We start from the raw sequence: 16,187 nt of genomic DNA, 5'->3' as shown, positions 1-16,187 counted from the left end.
GCCATGACGGCCCATCCCCGCTTCGATGGCGCGTCAGAGCTCAACGTACTGGGCGAAAAGCTGCAACCCTGCTCGCACGATCCCCTGACCGGCTTTTTTCGCAGCGGCTATTGCGCCGCCGGGCCCGACAGCGCGGCTGCACACCTTGTATGCATCGCGGCGAGCGAAGAATTCCTTGTCTATTCCGCCCGCGTCGGCAACGATCTCTCGACTCCTCGCCCGGAATTTGCCTTTCCCGGGCTGGTGGCGGGCAATAGGTGGTGTCTGGTGGCCGCGCGCTGGTTGCAGGCTTATGAGGCGGATAGGGCGCCCCGGCTCTATCTGCGTGCGACCAATCTGAAGGTTCTGGACCTCATTCCGCTCGATGTCCTCAAGGCCTATGCCCTGGACCTCAACTAGACGGTTGGCCATCTTCATGCGCTCCGCCGACTGCGCCGATGGGACGGCATGGCATCACAAGAGAATCAGCTTTCCTCGCTTGTGGTCTTTGTTCTTGCGTCCGTGATGATGTTCTCATTTTGTCTCTTGACGTCGCGGAAACAAAATGAGAACAAAGAGCGTACATATATTGCACTTTAGCTGATTAGTCCTCTCGTTGCGCGACCTTCGAGAGCGTGAAATAAGGAGATAGCAACATGGCAGCTTCGCCGCTTCGCGTCGTTGAAGGTGGATCAATGGATAAGGACAAGGCGCTCGCCGCAGCGCTAAGCCAGATCGAGCGCAATTTCGGCAAGGGCTCGATCATGCGCCTTGGCGAAAACACCAATATCGAGGTGGAGGCCATCTCGACCGGTTCGCTGGGCCTGGATATCGCACTCGGCATCGGCGGCCTGCCCAAGGGCCGCATCGTGGAAATTTTCGGACCGGAGAGCTCGGGCAAGACCACCTTGGCTCTGCATGTCATCGCCGAGGCGCAGCGTAAAGGCGGTATCTGTGCCTTTGTCGATGCCGAGCACGCACTTGATCCAGTCTATGCCCGCAAGCTGGGCGTCAATGTCGATGACTTGCTGATCTCCCAGCCGGATGCCGGCGAACAGGCGCTGGAAATCACCGACACACTGGTCCGGTCCGGAGCCATCGACGTGCTGGTGGTCGATTCTGTCGCGGCGCTCACTCCGCGGGCCGAACTGGAAGGGGAGATGGGCGACAGCCTTCCCGGCCAGCAGGCGCGGTTGATGAGCCAGGCCATGCGCAAGCTGACTTCGTCCATCTCCAAGTCGAAGTGCCTCGTCATCTTCATCAATCAGATCCGCATGAAGATCGGCGTCATGTATGGCTCGCCCGAAACCACTACTGGCGGTAATGCGCTCAAGTTCTATGCCTCGGTCCGTCTCGACATCCGCCGCATCGGCGCGCTCAAGGACCGCGAGGAGATTGTCGGCAACCAGACCCGGGTGAAAGTGGTCAAGAACAAGCTGGCGCCGCCCTTCCGCCAGGTCGAGTTCGACATCATGTATGGCGAAGGTATTTCCAAGACCGGCGAATTGCTCGATCTGGGCGTCAAGTCCGGCATCGTGGACAAGGCCGGCGCATGGTTCTCCTGGGATAGCCAGCGTCTGGGGCAGGGGCGTGAAAATGCCCGGCAATTCCTCAAGGATAACCCCGAGATCGCGGCGACGATCGAGCAGGGCGTACGCGAGAGTTCCGGTCTTCTGGGCGAAGTGCTGCTGGTTGCTGGCGGCGAGGACGACAGCAGCAGCGAGGATTGATCTCCAAACGTTCCCATGCATCTGCCCCCGCTTCGGCGGGGGTTTTTGTTTTCAGACGGATGCGGGGGACTGAAACGTGCCAGGAGAAATTTGCCCGGAAAGCGGGAAAGCCATTTGACGATGACATTGGAAATCGGAGATTTCGGCCCCGGCGGGGCTGTCCCTGCCGAAAGAGGCGAATTCAACCCTCGGAATACCGTCCCCGGTGCTGGACACAGCTCACGCCCCCAAGCTAAAAAGCCACGTTTTTGTTAACGGGCATATTCCGCCCGCTCGCCATGAAAGCCTGTGCATGACCAGCGTAAACGATCTTCGTTCGAGCTTTACCGGCTATTTCGCCAAGAATGGCCATGAGGCCGTGGCGTCGAGCCCGCTCGTGCCGCGCAATGACCCCACGCTGATGTTCACCAATGCGGGCATGGTGCAATTCAAGAACGTCTTTACCGGCGTTGAGAAGCGGCCATATTCCACCGCGACCACGGCGCAGAAATGCGTGCGGGCCGGCGGCAAGCACAACGATCTGGACAATGTCGGCTTCACCGCACGCCACCACACCTTTTTCGAGATGCTGGGGAATTTTTCCTTCGGGGACTATTTCAAGGATCAGGCCATCGAACTTGCCTGGAACCTGCTGACCCGGGATTGGGCGCTTCCCAAGGCAAAGCTGATGGTCACCGTCTATGAAGACGATGACGAGGCGATGGAATTGTGGAAGAAGATCGCGGGGCTTTCCGAAGACCGCATCGTGCGGCTCGGCGCCAAGTCCAATTTCTGGCAGATGGGCGATACCGGCCCCTGCGGTCCGTGCTCGGAAATCTTCTACGATCATGGCGACAAGATCTGGGGCGGCCCGCCGGGTTCTGCCGATGAAGACGGCGACCGCTGGATCGAGATCTGGAACCTTGTGTTCATGCAGTTCGAGCAGCATCCCGACGGGTCGCGCAGCGGTTTACCGCATCCGTCCATCGATACCGGCATGGGGCTCGAACGTATCGCCGCTGTCATGCAGGGCGTGCATGACAATTACGACATTGATCTGTTCCGGGCGCTTATCGGCGCGGCGGCCAATGCCACCAATGCCGATGTGAACGGGCCCGGAAATCGCAGTCTGCGCGTCATTGCCGATCACCTGCGCTCGATGAGCTTCCTCATTGCCGAAGGTGTGCTGCCCTCCAATGAAGGACGCGGCTATGTGCTGCGCCGCATCATGCGCCGCGCCATGCGTCATGCCACTCTGTTGGGCGCCAATGAGCCGGTGATCCACAAGCTGGTGCCGACGCTGGTTCGTGAGATGGGCCAGGCCTATCCTGAACTCGCGCGTGGCGAAGCGATGATCGCCGAGACCGTGCGTCTCGAAGAAGGCCGCTTCCTCAAGACGCTGGGTCGAGGCCTGCAAATTCTCGAAGCCGAAACGGCCAATCTTGGCGAGGGCGACGTGCTCGACGGCGCCACGGCCTTCAAGCTCTACGACACCTATGGTTTTCCGCTCGATCTGACGCAGGACGCATTGCGCATGCGCAACATTTCGGTCGACCAGGCCGGATTCGACGGTGCCATGGCCCAGCAGAAGGCCGAAGCCCGCAAGAATTGGGCTGGCTCGGGTGAGGCGGCCACCGATACGATCTGGTACGGAATTTCGGACAAGGTGGGTCCAACCGAATTCCTCGGCTATGAAACCGAGACGGCCGAGGCCGAAATCCGGATATTGCTGGCCAATGGCGCGGAAGTGAATGCGATCGCGGCGGGCGAGGAAGGGTTGGTCGTCGTCAACCAGACGCCATTTTTTGGTGAAAGCGGCGGCCAGGTGGGCGATAGCGGCGTGATCAGGGGCGAGGGCGTGGTGGCCGAAGTCCTCGATACCAACAAGTTCCATGGCGTCTTCGCGCACAAGGTCAAGGTTGTCGAAGGGGTGCTCAAGCCCGGTCTGGCGGTCGAACTCATCGTCGATCATGAACGGCGCTCCTCCATCCGCGCCAATCACTCGGCAACCCATTTGCTGCACGAGGCGCTGAGGATCGTGCTCGGCGATCATGTGGCGCAGAAGGGTTCGATGGTGTCCGCGGACCGGCTGCGTTTCGACTTCGTGCACACCAAACCGATGAGTCAGCAGGAAATTGCCGAGGTCGAAGACATCGCCAATGCCATCGTGCTGCAAAACGCACCAGTCGAAACACGGATGATGGGCGTGGACGAAGCCAAGGAATCGGGCGCAAGGGCCCTGTTTGGCGAAAAATACGGGGACGAGGTTCGCGTCGTTTCCATGGGTGAGCCCAATGGCAATGGCCTCGGCTGGTCGGTTGAATTGTGCGGCGGTACGCATGTGCGCCGTACTGGCGATATTGGCCTCGTCTCGGTCGTCGCCGAAAGCTCCGTTGCTGGTGGCGTTCGCCGTATCGAGGCACTGACCGGCAAGGCGGCGCGTCACCGTGGCAATGCCAACACCAATATCGTGGCTTCGGCTGCCGGCCTGCTGCGGTCCGGCACCCATGAAGTGCTCGAGCGCATCGAGGCGCTGCAGGACCAAATCAAGAAGGCCGAACGCGCCCTGGTCGACGCCCGCCAGAAGCTGGCCATGGGGGGAGGCGCGGCTGATGGCGGCAATGCCAGCGAAACCATCAATGGCGTCACCTTTGCCGGCCGCATCGTGGATGATCTTCAACCCAAGGATCTTCGTGGCCTGGTGGACCAGACCAAAAAGCAGATCGGCTCGGGCGTGGTGGCCATTGTCGGCCGCGCCGAAGACGGCAAGGCCGGCATCGCCATTGGCGTGACCGAAGATCTCGTCGGCCGGTTTTCCGCTGTTGACCTGGTCAAAGCCGGTGCGGCGGCTTTGGGCGGGCAGGGCGGCGGCGGCCGCCCGGACATGGCCCAGGCCGGCGGCCCGGATGGCGCCAAAGCAGAGGACGCGCTCGCGGCTGTGCGGGCCTTGCTCAACTGAGTGATGCAGCGGCTACCTTGGTGGCCGCTGCACTCTTCGCGCCGCGTGATCTTCGGTGCGACGTATGGGGCGGGCCGGCCGAGGTGCATCCAGATATGCGCGTCCAGGAAGTCTCCATGACCATTGCCCGCAATTTGGATGCGCTACTGGCCGGTGCGGAAGAAGAACAGCCGTGCCTTCCAGCGTATGGGCCGTTTTTCGCTCAGAACATTGAGCAGGCCCGCGACGACAACCACCAGCATGCCGGCAATGGCAATCCAGTCGGGGAACTCGCCGAAGAACAGCGCGCCAAACAGGATGGCCCAGATCAATTGGCTATATTGCACCGGGGCGATGAGATTGGCTGGTGTCTGCTTGCTGGCCTGAATCAATAGTAAGCCGCCCATGCCGCCCAAAAGGCCGATGCCGATCAGAATGGCTATTTGCTCCATTGTGGGGATGACGAAGGACGGCAGCATCAATATGCCGTTGAAAATTCCGGAATAGACCACCTGTACTCCCACGAGGCTGACACGTCGCTCCCTCGGCGCGACGTGGCGCAAAACTGTGGTGGTCACCGCGCCGAGCATGGCTGCGCCCATCATCACGTAGTGACCCAGTTCCAGTTCGCGCAGTCCCGGCCTTATGACCAGCAGCACGCCCATGAAACTGATCAGCAGCAGCATCCAGCGGTGCGCAGCCACGTGTTCGCGTAGCACCAATACCGAAAGAAATGTCACGAAAAGCGGTGTGGTGAAACCGATGGCATAGACTTCGGCGAAGGGAACGTGGGTAAAGGCGTACATCACCCCCGCCGTGCCGGTTATGGAGGTGGCGCAGCGCAGATGCACCAGCCATGGATGGCGCAGCTTGTACATGTCGCGCCAGCGTTCGTGCCGATTGGTCACGATTGCCGGAATGATCGAGAACGAGGTGGTAAAAAATGCGATTTCGAAGACCGACAGGGTCTGGCCCGTCGTCTTGATCAGCGCGTCGGCAATGGAAAAACTGGCATAGGCCAGAAAGGCCAGGATGACGCCGACTGGCATCGCAATATCCAGATCATGAGAAGCAGGGCAGAAAATATCCTGTCATCATATAGGGCCAAAGTGAAAGGGTCATTACGGTGCCGGCGGAATCTGCGGCGGATTTGTGCCCTTAATCGCCGGGCCGATCAGCTCAATCCGGTTGGTCCACACCAGACCAGTGAAGCCCGGCGGCACCAGCGCCAGCGTATCGAGATCGTCGATGCCCGCCGTGCCCGGATCGCCGGCCCCGTAGGGACCAAGCAGGATGATCCGGCTGCCAGCCTCGTGCAGTCGGGCCTGAAGCAGGTTCGGCCAGCCCCAGAGCCAGGGCGCGATATTGATGGGGATCATCACCTGGGTGTCTCGACAGGCATCCGGCAAAAAGCCCGTCCAGCCCAGGGCCAGATATTGTCCGAGACAATCGACCAGCCCTCGTCGGGACCACACATGCAATCCCTCGATCAGATCGGCGGCGCGATAGGTAGGTTCGTCGCCGCCATACGCGCCCCAGATTGCCGCGCGCCATTCGGGGTGGTCGAACAGAAGCGCGGCCAGCATGTCGCCTTCGCGTGCTTCCCGACTCTTGAAATTGACGAGAAAATTCCGGTTCGGCATGGCAGCGAGAACCTCCCGGAGTTCCGGCATTGCGCCGACGCCGGTTCCTCGGAATGGGTGGGTCTGTCCGTCGTCGGCAGTATAGCCGTGGCCAATGTCGAGCGCCCGAAGCTCTTCCATGGAATGAGCCCGGGTTTCCCCGTCACCCTCGGTTCGGCAATCGAGCGTCCAGTCATGCATGACGGCGAATTGGCCATCCGTGGTGGGATGCACGTCCAGTTCAACGATGTCGGCTCCTGAAGCGAAAGCCGCCTGCATCGAGGGAATGGTGTTCTCCAGGAGCCCGTGGCGTGGTGTGTCGATGCGTTCGGCGGTGCAGGTCGCATTGTCGAGATCGGCTCGAGAGAAAGTCTGGTGGACGCCTCTATGGGCGATCAATGTAAGCCCGCCATCTGTGGGCGGTCCCACGCGCCAACTGGCATTGTAGACGTATATCGCGGCCGCGAATGCGACGATAACAATCAAAATCGGACGCTTCAAATTTCTGCCCCCCGAAACAGAAACGAAAATTCGGTGCTGACCGTGGTGAAAATTGGGCTGGGGGGTAAGCGTTGGTGAATTGATTGTTCACTTGTGGCGGGCCTGGCCAGGTCCGCCTCAATCGATTCCAAAAAACAAGGGCCGATGCATCGCACCGGCCCTTTCCATAACGAACCAGGCCTGGCCTACGCCATGGCCTTCTGCAGGTTCTGGTCGATGGCGTCGAGGAAACCGAGCGTGGAGAGCCAGGGCTGGTCGGGGCCGACGAGCAGGGAGAGATCCTTAGTCATCTTGCCTTCTTCGATCGTATCGACGGTGACCTTTTCCAGCGTGGTGGCGAACTTGGCCAGCGCCTCATTGTCGTCGAGCTTGGCGCGATGGGCGAGGCCACGGGTCCAGGCAAAGATGGATGCGGTCGAGTTGGTGGACGTTTCCTTGCCCTGCTGATGCTGGCGATAGTGACGGGTCACGGTGCCGTGGGCGGCCTCAGCTTCCACGATCTTGCCATCGGGCGTGGCCAGAACCGAGGTCATCAGGCCGAGGGAACCGAAACCCTGCGCCACGATGTCGGACTGCACGTCGCCGTCATAGTTCTTGCACGCCCAGACATAGCCACCGCTCCACTTGAGCGCGGAGGCGACCATGTCGTCGATCAGGCGGTGCTCGTACCAGATCTTGGCGGCTTCGAAGCGCTCCTTGAACTCGGCGTCGTAAATCTCCTGGAAGATGTCCTTGAAGCGGCCGTCATAGGCCTTGAGGATGGTATTTTTGGTGGAGAGATAGACCGGTACGCCACGGGCAAGGCCGTAGTTGAAGCTCGAATAGGCGAAGTCGCGGATCGAATCGTCCAGGTTGTACATGGCCATGGCCACGCCGGCGCCCGGAGCCTGATAGACTTCGTGCTCGATGACCTTGCCGTCTTCGCCGGTAAACTTGATCGACAGCGTGCCCTTGCCGGGGAACAGGAAGTCGGTGGCGCGATATTGGTCGCCGAACGCATGGCGGCCCACGATGATCGGCTGGGTCCAGCCGGGAACGAGGCGCGGCACGTTCTTGCAGATGATCGGCTCGCGGAAGATCACGCCGCCCAGAATGTTGCGGATGGTGCCGTTGGGCGACTTCCACATTTTCTTGAGCTTGAATTCTTCGACGCGCTGCTCGTCGGGGGTGATTGTGGCGCACTTGATGCCGACGCCGTGCTTCTGGATGGCATGGGCGGCATCGATGGTGATCTGATCATTGGTGGCGTCGCGGCTTTCCACCGACAGGTCGTAGTACTCGATCGGCAGATCGAGATAGGGATGAATGAGCTTGTCCTTGATCGCCTGCCAGATGATCCGGGTCATCTCATCGCCGTCGAGGTCCACGACCGGGTTGACGACCTTGATCTTGCTCATCGCGTAACTCCCTTGGAAATGCGGATTTCGGCCTTTGAGGGCCCTGTCGCCGGCCCGTATACCATCGCTGGCAAAAAGCGCAAAGCTGCGCTCGGCAAGGGGGCTTGCTGTTTCCCTATTGCTTCTGGCTGGGCCGGTAGGCTTCGTGGCGGGGCAGGTGATCTTCCACTAGATCCCAGGCAGGGTGGCTGCGCGCGAAGATCAGTTGATTGGGAGCGAACCAGTCGTTCTGCCCTGCGAAAAGCCCGACTGGAAGAATGCGGAAACCGGGCACGCGCGAGGATTGGGCATAGAGCGTGGTGCCGCATTCGGGACAGAAGTGACGCGTGAAGGTTGCGCCGGAATCGGCTGATCGCGCGATACTTTTCGTGGCACCGGTCGTTCGTACGCCATCGGCGGGAAGCAGAAGTACCGAGGAATGGCCGCCGCCTGAAACCTTCTGGCAATTGAGGCAGGCGCACTGGAACATCGAAATCGCTTCGCCCTTGGCGAAAAGCGCTACCGCGCCGCAATCGCAGGCCGCGGTCAGGTCCAGTTGTGGCATCCGGCTCATGCTTGCAGATTCGCATGCATGTCGTGGCTGCGCAAGACCGCTGCTTGCCTTTGCGGCGTCTTCCGACATAACTGGCGTGGCCGGAAAGGAGGCGCATGGCTTTTCGTCCCCAGTATCCGCTGATGACCGAGCGGCTTCGCCTGCGCCCTTTCGTGCGCGGCGATGTCGATGCAGTATTCGCCTATCGCAGCCGCGAGGACGTGGCGCGATATCTGTTCGACCAGCCCATGAGCCGAGAAGAGTGCGCCCTGGCGGTGCAGCAGCGGACGGCGCAATTGTCGCTGGAGGAGGAGGATGACCGTATCATCCTGGCCGCCGAAACGCGCGCCGGCGACATTCTGGTCGGTGAATTGTCGCTGATCTGGCGGTCTGTGGAAGCGCGGCAAGGGGAGTTGGGCTGGATTTTTCACCCTGATCATCAGCGGAGAGGCTATGCGCGGGAAGCGGCTGCGCGGCTGCTTGACCTGGCTTTTGACGAGGCCGACCTGCACCGTGTCTATGCGCGTTGTGACGCCGGCAATGCGCCCTCCTGGAGATTGATGGAGCGGCTCGGCATGCGCCGCGAGGCTCATTTTCGCGAACATGGCCTGTTCAAGGGCCGGTGGGACGAGGAATTTTACTACGCCATCCTGCGTCGAGAATGGATAGCGCTGCGCCAATCCGGCGCTATCTGACAATTGTTCCCGTCCGGCAGATGTTACCGGGCCTGACAGGAACCCCGGCAGAGTCGAGGCGTTCTGCCTCAAGGGCTTTCCTTTGACCGCCGGGAAATCGAACTATGTCCAGTCTGCGCTTGCCGATCATGACCAGTCGCCTGTGTCTTCGTCCTTTCGAGCGTGGCGATTGTGAAGTCGTTGCCCGATACCACACTCTTCCGGCGGTGCAGCGTTATCTCGAGCGCCCAACGCGCTATGCTGACGATGTTTCCATTGCCGTGGACATGATGCGCAAGCAGGTGCAGTTGCATCGGCCCGGCGATGCGCTGACCCTGGCCATGGTGCGCAAGGACGACGGCATATTGGTCGGCCAGGTCAGCCTCAAATGGTCCGACGCCACATCGGGGCAGGGGGAGGTGCGCTTCGCCATTGATCCGGCCCATAGCGGCAAGGGCTATCTGACTGAAGCTTTGACGGCGATCTTCGATCTGGCTTTCGGTCACTTCCGTGTCCATCGCCTGATGGTGCGCTGCGATGGGCGGAGCCACCATTCCAGTCGGCTGATGCAAAGGCTGGGCATGCGCCTTGAAGCCCACTACCGCGAACACGCCTTGTTTCAAGGCGAATGGGACGAGGAACTGCATTTCGCGCTGCTCGACCGTGAATGGGTCCGAGACGACAAAGTGCATGATCTGCCCCGGCGCGAAAAGGTGGCCTGATTTGCGCGCGAAACGCAATTGAGTTATGTCGCCCGCCAGTTTTCGGAAGGGGCGGCCCATGGCAGGTACAGATTCTTCGATCCCGGTCACCCTCGCGCCTTCGCCGGCCATCGTCCTGTGCGAGCCGCAATTGGGCGAGAATATTGGCTCGGCCGCGCGCGCCATGGCCAATTTCGGCCTATGGGATTTGCGGCTGGTGCGCCCGCGCGACGGCTGGCCCAATGAAAAGGCGATAGCCGCTGCATCGCGCGCCGACCACGTTCTGGAACGTGTGCGTGTGTTCGATACTCTCGAAGCGGCGATGAGCGATCTTACTCTCGTCTACGCAACGACCGCCCGTTCGCGCGACATGCAGAAGGAAGTGCTTGGTCCCGAGGATGCCTCTGCCCGAATGGCGGCCCATGTCGCGGGCGGTCGGGGGACGGGCCTGTTGTTTGGGCGTGAACGGTGGGGCCTGCTCAATGACGAAGTGGCCATGGCAGACGCCATTGTTACGCTACCGGTCGAAGCGGCTTTTGCTTCGCTCAATATCGCCCAAGCCGTTTTGCTCATGTCCTATGAATGGCGCCGAACCAGCGCCGAGGGCCGGGCGCTGCCCTTTGGAGACGGATTGGATGAAGCTGCGCCGCGCAGCGAATTGGTTGGCCTGTTTGAACACCTCGAAGGCGTGCTCGATCAGTCGGGCTTTTTCACGACTCCGGACAAGCGGCCAAGCATGGTCAATAATCTGCGGACGGCGCTGACACGCGGGCGATTTACCGCCCAGGAAATCCGCACTTTGCGCGGAGTGATTTCTTCCATTGACCGACGCCATGAACGGCCCAATCCCAACCGACAAAAGAAGTCAGACGAATAGTGAATTGGCGGAGTACGGGAGGGACAGTCACGGTTGCTGAAATCCTCATGCCCGATCTGCTGATTCCGCCTTTGACCGCCGGTCGACAAAATGACATGGCTTGTTCACCATGAACGATGCCCATTCCGCCGCGCCTTCCAAACACGCCTTCCACTACAAAGGTTTTCGTTTCTTTTGGCTGACGACGCTTTTCGTCAGCTTCGCCGTGCAGATCATGGCGGTGTCGGTGGCCTGGCAGGTCTATGACGTTACCGGCAATGCCTTCCTGCTCGGTGTGGTCGGTCTCTGCCTTTTTACGCCGGCGCTGCTCCTGATCCTGCTCACTGGCCTTACGGCAGATCGGTTCAGCCGTCGTGGCATCATGCGGGCCTGTCTTATGGTCGAAGCGACCTGCGCGGGCGGATTTTTCCTTTTGGCCAATGCTGATGCTGACCAGATCTGGCCGATCTTCGCCATTCTGTTCCTGCTGGGCACCGCGAGAGCCTTCTGGGGACCGGCGGCGCAATCGCTTGCCCCCAATATCGTGCCGCCCGAGGCGCTGGCCAATGCAATCACCGCCAATGCCTCTGCCTGGCAGTTCGCCGCCATAATGGGGCCGGCTGCCGGTGGCCTTCTTTATGGCATTGCGCCAGAGGTTGCCTTCGGCGTTGCCGGAGCGCTGATCCTCATTGCTGCAATCATGGTGTCTCTCATTCCGCGCCCGGCCCAGCTTCGTCAGGCGCAGGCCAAGAGCCTCGAAACCCTGCTCGGCGGGTTCCGCTACATCTTTTCCAATCGCGTCGTTCTCGGGGCCATGTCGCTTGACATGTTTGCGGTCATGGCCGGCGGCGCGGTGGCGCTGATGCCGATCTATGCCAAGGATATTCTGCATGCGGGGCCGGAAGAGCTTGGCCTGCTGCGCGCTGCACCGGGCATTGGAGCACTGTTCATGGCGCTGTGGCTGATGCGCCATCCCATTCGCGACCATGCCGGAAAATTGCTGTTTCTTTTTGTTGGCCTGTTCGGGGTCTTTACCGTGGTTTTCGGCATTTCCACCAATGTCTGGCTCTCAATGGCCGCCCTGGCCATGGTGGGCGCGTCCGACATGGTGAGCGTTACCATTCGCGAAGCCATCATGCAGCTCTGGACTCCGGAGGATGTGCGCGGTCGCGTCAATGCGGTGAACTCGGTCTTTATCGGCGCGTCCAATGAATTGGGCGACTTCCGGGCGGGAAGTGTTGCGCATTTACTCGGCCCCGTGCCCGCCGCGATCATGGGCGGTGTGGGCGCCATCATAATCGCCGGTGTCTGGGCGGGACTTTTTCCCCAATTGCGCAATCAGCGCAGTCTCGACAAGCGTATGGCTTAGCGGCGGCCTGCAGCAATGCTTGACTCGGCAGGCCTGCGCCTCTAAGACGCGGCCACCTATTCCGGCCAAACGGCCCATAGGCGCACCCGGGATTCTCTGTTGGGAGTCTGTCGGTCCTGCCGCAAGGCAGGGCAGAGGAGGGCGCGATCCATTCAAACCAGTCCGCAAGGACGCGTGGCTTTTCTACGATTTTCGTGGCCACGCTTTAGAAAAGGATACGCGATGTCGAAGCGTCATTCCGTCAAGTACAAGATTGACCGCCGCCTTGGCGAAAACATTTGGGGTCGTCCGAAGTCCCCGCTGAATGCCCGTGCCTATGGCCCCGGCCAGCACGGTCAGCGCCGCAAGGGCAAGCTGTCTGACTATGGTCTGCAGCTGCGCGCCAAGCAGAAGCTCAAGGGCTATTACGGCTCAATCACTGAAAAGAGCTTCCGCAAGCTTTATGACGAAGCTGCCCGCCGCAAGGGCGATACCGGCGAGAACCTGATCGGCCTGCTCGAATCGCGTCTGGACGCCATCGTCTATCGCGCCAAATTCGTGCCGACCGTGTTCGCGGCCCGCCAGTTCGTCAGCCACGGCCACGTTCTGGTCAACGGCAAGCGCGTGAACATTCCGTCCTACCAGGTCAAGGTCGGCGACAAGGTCGAAGTGCGCGAGCGCTCCAAGCAGCTCACCGTCGTGCTGGAAGCCAACCAGCTCGCCGAGCGCGATGTTCCTGACTACGTCGAAGTCGATCACGGCAAGCAGGTTGCTACCTATGCGCGCGTCCCGGCCCTATCGGACGTGCCCTATCCGGTGCAGATGGAACCGAACCTGGTCGTCGAATTCTACTCGCGCTAAGCGCGAAGCGACGCACAAAGAATTGGAAAGGGCCGCTCCGCTGGGGCGGCCCTTTCTTTTCGGGCCATGGATAGCGATTAAATCTTGGTAAGTTTGGAAACTAGGGCTTGCTGCTGCCCGAATTTCCATTGACGACTAATCCTGTCAATGCGGCAACGACCGCAGCAGGTGAAGCCAATGATTCACGCCTTCTTCAAAAGCCGCCGCTGGGCCGGGTGGGCCTATGGCATAGGATTGCTGATCGTCCTCATCATCTGGATGCAGGTTGATCTCTCCGTTCAGATCAACACCTGGTATCGCGGCTTCTACGACCTGTTGCAAACCGCATCAGAGCACGACGTGTCCGAATTCTGGCATGCGCTGTTCGGCTGGGAATGGCAGTGGGGCCACATCTTTTTCGTGGTGCCGATGCTGGTCCCGACGACTTTCATCTGGCTCGCCGTCCCTATCGTCCTGACGGGCACGTTAGGCTCCTTTCTGGTCTCCCATTACGGCTTCCGCTGGCGTCAGGCCATTACCGAGAACTACATTCCGCGTTGGCGCCATGTGGAACACGAGATCGAAGGCGCCTCGCAACGTATCCAGGAAGACGCGAACCGTTTTGCCCGGATCGTCGAGAGCCTGGGGTTGCAATTGCTGCGGGCTATTCTCACCCTGATCGCGTTCCTGCCCATCTTGTGGACGCTAAGCGGGCAGGTGGACCTGCCGGTGATCCGTGACATTCCGGGCTCGCTGGTCTGGGCGGCCTTGCTGGTGAGCGTGGGAGGCATGACGATATCGTGGTTTGTCGGCTGGTTCCTGCCCGGGCTCGAATACAAAAACCAGAAGGTGGAGGCAGCGTTCCGCAAGGAACTGGTCCTGGGCGAAGACGACAAGATACATCATGCTCAGCCCGAAACCCTGTTCAGCCTTTTCACCGGCCTGCGGACCAATTATTTCCGTCTCTATCTGCACTACGGTTACTTCAATCTCTGGTCCAACGCCTATGGCCAGATCACCTCGATGACGCCGCTGCTGATGATCGGGCCGGCAATGTTCACCGGTGCGGTTTCGGTGGGCCTGCTGTTTCAGGTCACCAATGCGTACGGGCAGGTGGACGGCGCATTCTCCGTGGTGCTCAACAATTGGACCACGCTGACCGAATTGCGCTCGATCTGGAAGCGTCTGCACGAGTTTGAGGAAAATCTCGATCGCTATGATATTGGCCACGACGTGGCGGCGAACGCGCAGGAGGCGAGCCCGCTGCCAGTGTAGTGGCGCGCAATCGAGTGTTGAGGTAAGAAAGCCGCGCAAGTCACCATCGTTTCAGGCTCACCATGAACGCCGCTGCCCCGATTGAAGCGCCAATGCCCGAAGAGGCAGAATCCGGCGCCCACCCGATTTTTGCGCAGGCGCCGCGCTCGGTCGAATTCAACAAGCTGCGCAAGCGCCTCGTCCGCAATATGCGGGAGGCGCTGGAAAAATTCTTCATGGTGCGGCCGGGCGACAAATGGCTGATCGCCTTGTCCGGTGGCAAGGACTCGTACGGCCTCTTGGCGCTGCTGCTCGACCTCAAATGGCGAGGGCTGCTGCCGGTGGATCTGCTGGCCTGTAATCTCGATCAGGGCCAGCCGAATTTTCCCAAGCATATCCTGCCGGAATTTCTCACGGGGCTCGGCATCGAGCACCGGATCGAATATCAGGACACCTATTCCATCGTCACCGACAAGCTGCCGGCCGGCGCGACCTATTGTTCGCTCTGTTCGCGGCTGCGGCGCGGCAATCTTTACCGCATTGCGCGCGAGGAGGGCTGCACGGCACTGGTCCTTGGCCATCATCGCGACGACAGTCTCGAAACTTTCTTCATGAACCTGTTTCATGGCGGTAAGCTGGCTGCCATGCCGCCCAAGCTGGTCAATGACGATGGCGATCTCGAAGTGCTGCGTCCGCTGATCTATTGCGCCGAGGAAGACCTGCAACGCTTTTCCGACGCCATGGCCTTTCCCATCATTCCCTGCGATCTTTGCGGAAGTCAGGATGGCTTGCAGCGCAATGCCACCAAGGCCATGCTGACCGACATGGAAAAGGCCATGCCCGGGCGCAAGGATGTGATGATCCGGGCGCTGGGCAATATCAATCCCAGCCATATGCTTGATCCGCGGCTCTTCGATTTCGCGGGTCTTGCCACCCAACCCAAGGACTAAGCGAATGAATATCGAGCGGCTGGCCTCAATTCTCCGACAGGCCGCCAAGGACGAAATCATGCCGCGCTTCCGGCGGCTCGATGAGGGTATGATCCAGACCAAGACCGGGGCGTTCGACCTTGTCACCGAAGCCGACACCAACGCCGAGCGCGTCATAACCGCCGCCATCCTCGACCATTCGCCGAAGACGCTGGTCATTGGAGAGGAAGCGGTGGCAGCCAATCCGGCGCTGCTGAGTTCAAGCCTTGAAGACAGAAACACCGTTTACGTCGATCCCGTTGACGGAACTGCCAATTTTGCCGGCGGCCTGCCGCTCTTCGCGGTCATGGCGGCCGTGGTGCAGAATGGTGAGCCGGTCGCGGGGATCATCTACGATCCAATGGGTGATGATTTCCTCATGGCCGAAAAGGGCTGCGGCACCTGGCAGGTGTTTCCTGATGGCCGACGTCATAGGCTGAGATATGCCGATCCGGTGCCTCTGTCGGAAATGGGCGGGCTCGCCTCCACGGCGTTTTTTCCCTTTGAACAGCGGCGCACTATTCTGGGCAATCTCGCCAAGGTGAAAATGATCGCCGGCTATCGCTGCGCCGGCCACGAATATCGTTTCGCCGCTGGCGGCAATGTGCATTTTCTTGCCTATGGCAAGCTCATGCCCTGGGACCACGTGGCCGGTGCGCTGATGATGCAGGAATGCGGCGCGCATGTTGCCAAGTTCGATGGCAGCGCCTATCGGCCCGGCGATGTGGACGGGGGGCTGCTGGTCGCGCCGGACAAGGCGAGCTGGGATGAGTTGAAGCGGGAAGTGTTCGCCGTCTAAGGGCGCTGGCCATTGGGCAGATGTTCCCGGCGCTGCCGGGAGAGGGGCGATGGCGGGGCACAAGGCCCC

The 16,187-nt window shown here is 60.5% G+C and carries 15 protein-coding genes; 11 read left to right on the top strand and 4 right to left on the bottom strand.

The window, feature by feature from the left end; translation table 11 throughout:
- Nucleotides 1-3 precede the first annotated feature (3 nt).
- From H0482_RS03255 to alaS, 3 genes are all read left to right on the top strand, one after another.
- Entirely contained in the window at nt 4-399 is a 396-nt protein-coding gene (locus tag H0482_RS03255) for a DUF2237 family protein (RefSeq protein ID WP_193728566.1), read from the top strand.
- 236 nt (nt 400-635) lie between these two features.
- Nucleotides 636-1,709, top strand: a complete 1,074-nt coding sequence (gene recA / locus H0482_RS03250) for a recombinase RecA (protein WP_193728565.1) — start codon at nt 636-638, stop codon at nt 1,707-1,709.
- A 292-nt stretch (nt 1,710-2,001) separates the two neighbouring features.
- Nucleotides 2,002-4,647: an alanine--tRNA ligase gene (alaS, locus tag H0482_RS03245; protein ID WP_193728564.1), complete on the top strand. Its 2,646-nt coding sequence runs from the start codon at nt 2,002-2,004 to the stop codon at nt 4,645-4,647.
- A gap of 143 nt (nt 4,648-4,790) precedes the next feature.
- On the opposite strand, the gene H0482_RS03240 is transcribed toward alaS, so the two are convergent.
- From H0482_RS03240 to H0482_RS03225, 4 genes are all read right to left on the bottom strand, one after another.
- Nucleotides 4,791-5,675 (bottom strand): DMT family transporter, encoded by an 885-nt coding sequence (locus H0482_RS03240; RefSeq protein ID WP_193728563.1) that lies wholly within the window; start codon nt 5,673-5,675, stop codon nt 4,791-4,793.
- 72 nt (nt 5,676-5,747) lie between these two features.
- Entirely contained in the window at nt 5,748-6,749 is a 1,002-nt protein-coding gene (locus tag H0482_RS03235; RefSeq protein ID WP_193728562.1) for a glycerophosphodiester phosphodiesterase family protein, read from the bottom strand.
- Nucleotides 6,750-6,934: 185 nt separating this feature from the next.
- Nucleotides 6,935-8,146: an NADP-dependent isocitrate dehydrogenase gene (locus H0482_RS03230; RefSeq protein ID WP_193728561.1), complete on the bottom strand. Its 1,212-nt coding sequence runs from the start codon at nt 8,144-8,146 to the stop codon at nt 6,935-6,937.
- 115 nt (nt 8,147-8,261) lie between these two features.
- A complete protein-coding gene (locus H0482_RS03225) occupies nt 8,262-8,699 on the bottom strand; it encodes a GFA family protein (protein ID WP_193728560.1) in 438 nt (145 codons plus the stop codon).
- A 95-nt stretch (nt 8,700-8,794) separates the two neighbouring features.
- Between H0482_RS03225 and H0482_RS03220 the strand changes: the two genes are divergently transcribed.
- From H0482_RS03220 to H0482_RS03185, 8 genes are all read left to right on the top strand, one after another.
- Nucleotides 8,795-9,373: a GNAT family N-acetyltransferase gene (locus H0482_RS03220; protein WP_193728559.1), complete on the top strand. Its 579-nt coding sequence runs from the start codon at nt 8,795-8,797 to the stop codon at nt 9,371-9,373.
- A gap of 104 nt (nt 9,374-9,477) precedes the next feature.
- Nucleotides 9,478-10,074: a GNAT family N-acetyltransferase gene (locus H0482_RS03215; protein WP_193728558.1), complete on the top strand. Its 597-nt coding sequence runs from the start codon at nt 9,478-9,480 to the stop codon at nt 10,072-10,074.
- 58 nt (nt 10,075-10,132) lie between these two features.
- Complete coding sequence (locus H0482_RS03210; RefSeq protein ID WP_193728557.1) at nt 10,133-10,930, top strand: RNA methyltransferase; 798 nt, start codon at nt 10,133-10,135, stop codon at nt 10,928-10,930.
- 109 nt (nt 10,931-11,039) lie between these two features.
- Nucleotides 11,040-12,278 (top strand): MFS transporter, encoded by a 1,239-nt coding sequence (locus H0482_RS03205; protein ID WP_193728556.1) that lies wholly within the window; start codon nt 11,040-11,042, stop codon nt 12,276-12,278.
- Between the two features lie 222 nt (nt 12,279-12,500).
- Nucleotides 12,501-13,118, top strand: a complete 618-nt coding sequence (rpsD, locus tag H0482_RS03200; protein ID WP_193728555.1) for a 30S ribosomal protein S4 — start codon at nt 12,501-12,503, stop codon at nt 13,116-13,118.
- A 177-nt stretch (nt 13,119-13,295) separates the two neighbouring features.
- Nucleotides 13,296-14,372 carry a putative transporter gene (locus H0482_RS03195; protein ID WP_193728554.1) on the top strand — a complete coding sequence of 359 codons (1,077 nt, stop codon included), beginning with the start codon at nt 13,296-13,298 and terminating at the stop codon, nt 14,370-14,372.
- A gap of 92 nt (nt 14,373-14,464) precedes the next feature.
- The gene (ttcA, locus tag H0482_RS03190) at nt 14,465-15,301 is read left to right on the top strand and encodes a tRNA 2-thiocytidine(32) synthetase TtcA (protein WP_407925681.1); all 837 of its coding nucleotides are present in this window, start codon (nt 14,465-14,467) and stop codon (nt 15,299-15,301) included.
- A 4-nt stretch (nt 15,302-15,305) separates the two neighbouring features.
- The gene (locus H0482_RS03185) at nt 15,306-16,118 is read left to right on the top strand and encodes an inositol monophosphatase family protein (RefSeq protein WP_193728552.1); all 813 of its coding nucleotides are present in this window, start codon (nt 15,306-15,308) and stop codon (nt 16,116-16,118) included.
- The last annotated feature ends 69 nt before the right edge of the window (nt 16,119-16,187 follow it).

The organism is Devosia faecipullorum (genome assembly GCF_015158295.1).
GTDB lineage: Bacteria > Pseudomonadota > Alphaproteobacteria > Rhizobiales > Devosiaceae > Devosia > Devosia faecipullorum.
This window is presented reverse-complemented; position numbering and strand designations above follow the sequence as displayed.

What these genes read in the sequence shown, in the direction of transcription:
- H0482_RS03240 (WP_193728563.1), bottom strand. Translation starts at nt 5,675, where the DNA reads ATGCCAGTCGGCGTCATCCTGGCCTTTCTGGCCTATGCCAGTTTTTCC.
- recA (WP_193728565.1), top strand. Translation starts at nt 636, where the DNA reads ATGGCAGCTTCGCCGCTTCGCGTCGTTGAAGGTGGATCAATGGATAAG.
- rpsD (WP_193728555.1), top strand. Translation starts at nt 12,501, where the DNA reads ATGTCGAAGCGTCATTCCGTCAAGTACAAGATTGACCGCCGCCTTGGC.
- H0482_RS03205 (WP_193728556.1), top strand. Translation starts at nt 11,040, where the DNA reads ATGAACGATGCCCATTCCGCCGCGCCTTCCAAACACGCCTTCCACTAC.
- H0482_RS03255 (WP_193728566.1), top strand. Translation starts at nt 4, where the DNA reads ATGACGGCCCATCCCCGCTTCGATGGCGCGTCAGAGCTCAACGTACTG.
- H0482_RS03210 (WP_193728557.1), top strand. Translation starts at nt 10,133, where the DNA reads ATGGCAGGTACAGATTCTTCGATCCCGGTCACCCTCGCGCCTTCGCCG.
- H0482_RS03225 (WP_193728560.1), bottom strand. Translation starts at nt 8,699, where the DNA reads ATGAGCCGGATGCCACAACTGGACCTGACCGCGGCCTGCGATTGCGGC.
- H0482_RS03215 (WP_193728558.1), top strand. Translation starts at nt 9,478, where the DNA reads ATGTCCAGTCTGCGCTTGCCGATCATGACCAGTCGCCTGTGTCTTCGT.
- H0482_RS03220 (WP_193728559.1), top strand. Translation starts at nt 8,795, where the DNA reads ATGGCTTTTCGTCCCCAGTATCCGCTGATGACCGAGCGGCTTCGCCTG.
- ttcA (WP_407925681.1), top strand. Translation starts at nt 14,465, where the DNA reads ATGCCCGAAGAGGCAGAATCCGGCGCCCACCCGATTTTTGCGCAGGCG.
- alaS (WP_193728564.1), top strand. Translation starts at nt 2,002, where the DNA reads ATGACCAGCGTAAACGATCTTCGTTCGAGCTTTACCGGCTATTTCGCC.
- H0482_RS03185 (WP_193728552.1), top strand. Translation starts at nt 15,306, where the DNA reads ATGAATATCGAGCGGCTGGCCTCAATTCTCCGACAGGCCGCCAAGGAC.
- H0482_RS03230 (WP_193728561.1), bottom strand. Translation starts at nt 8,146, where the DNA reads ATGAGCAAGATCAAGGTCGTCAACCCGGTCGTGGACCTCGACGGCGAT.
- H0482_RS03195 (WP_193728554.1), top strand. Translation starts at nt 13,296, where the DNA reads ATGATTCACGCCTTCTTCAAAAGCCGCCGCTGGGCCGGGTGGGCCTAT.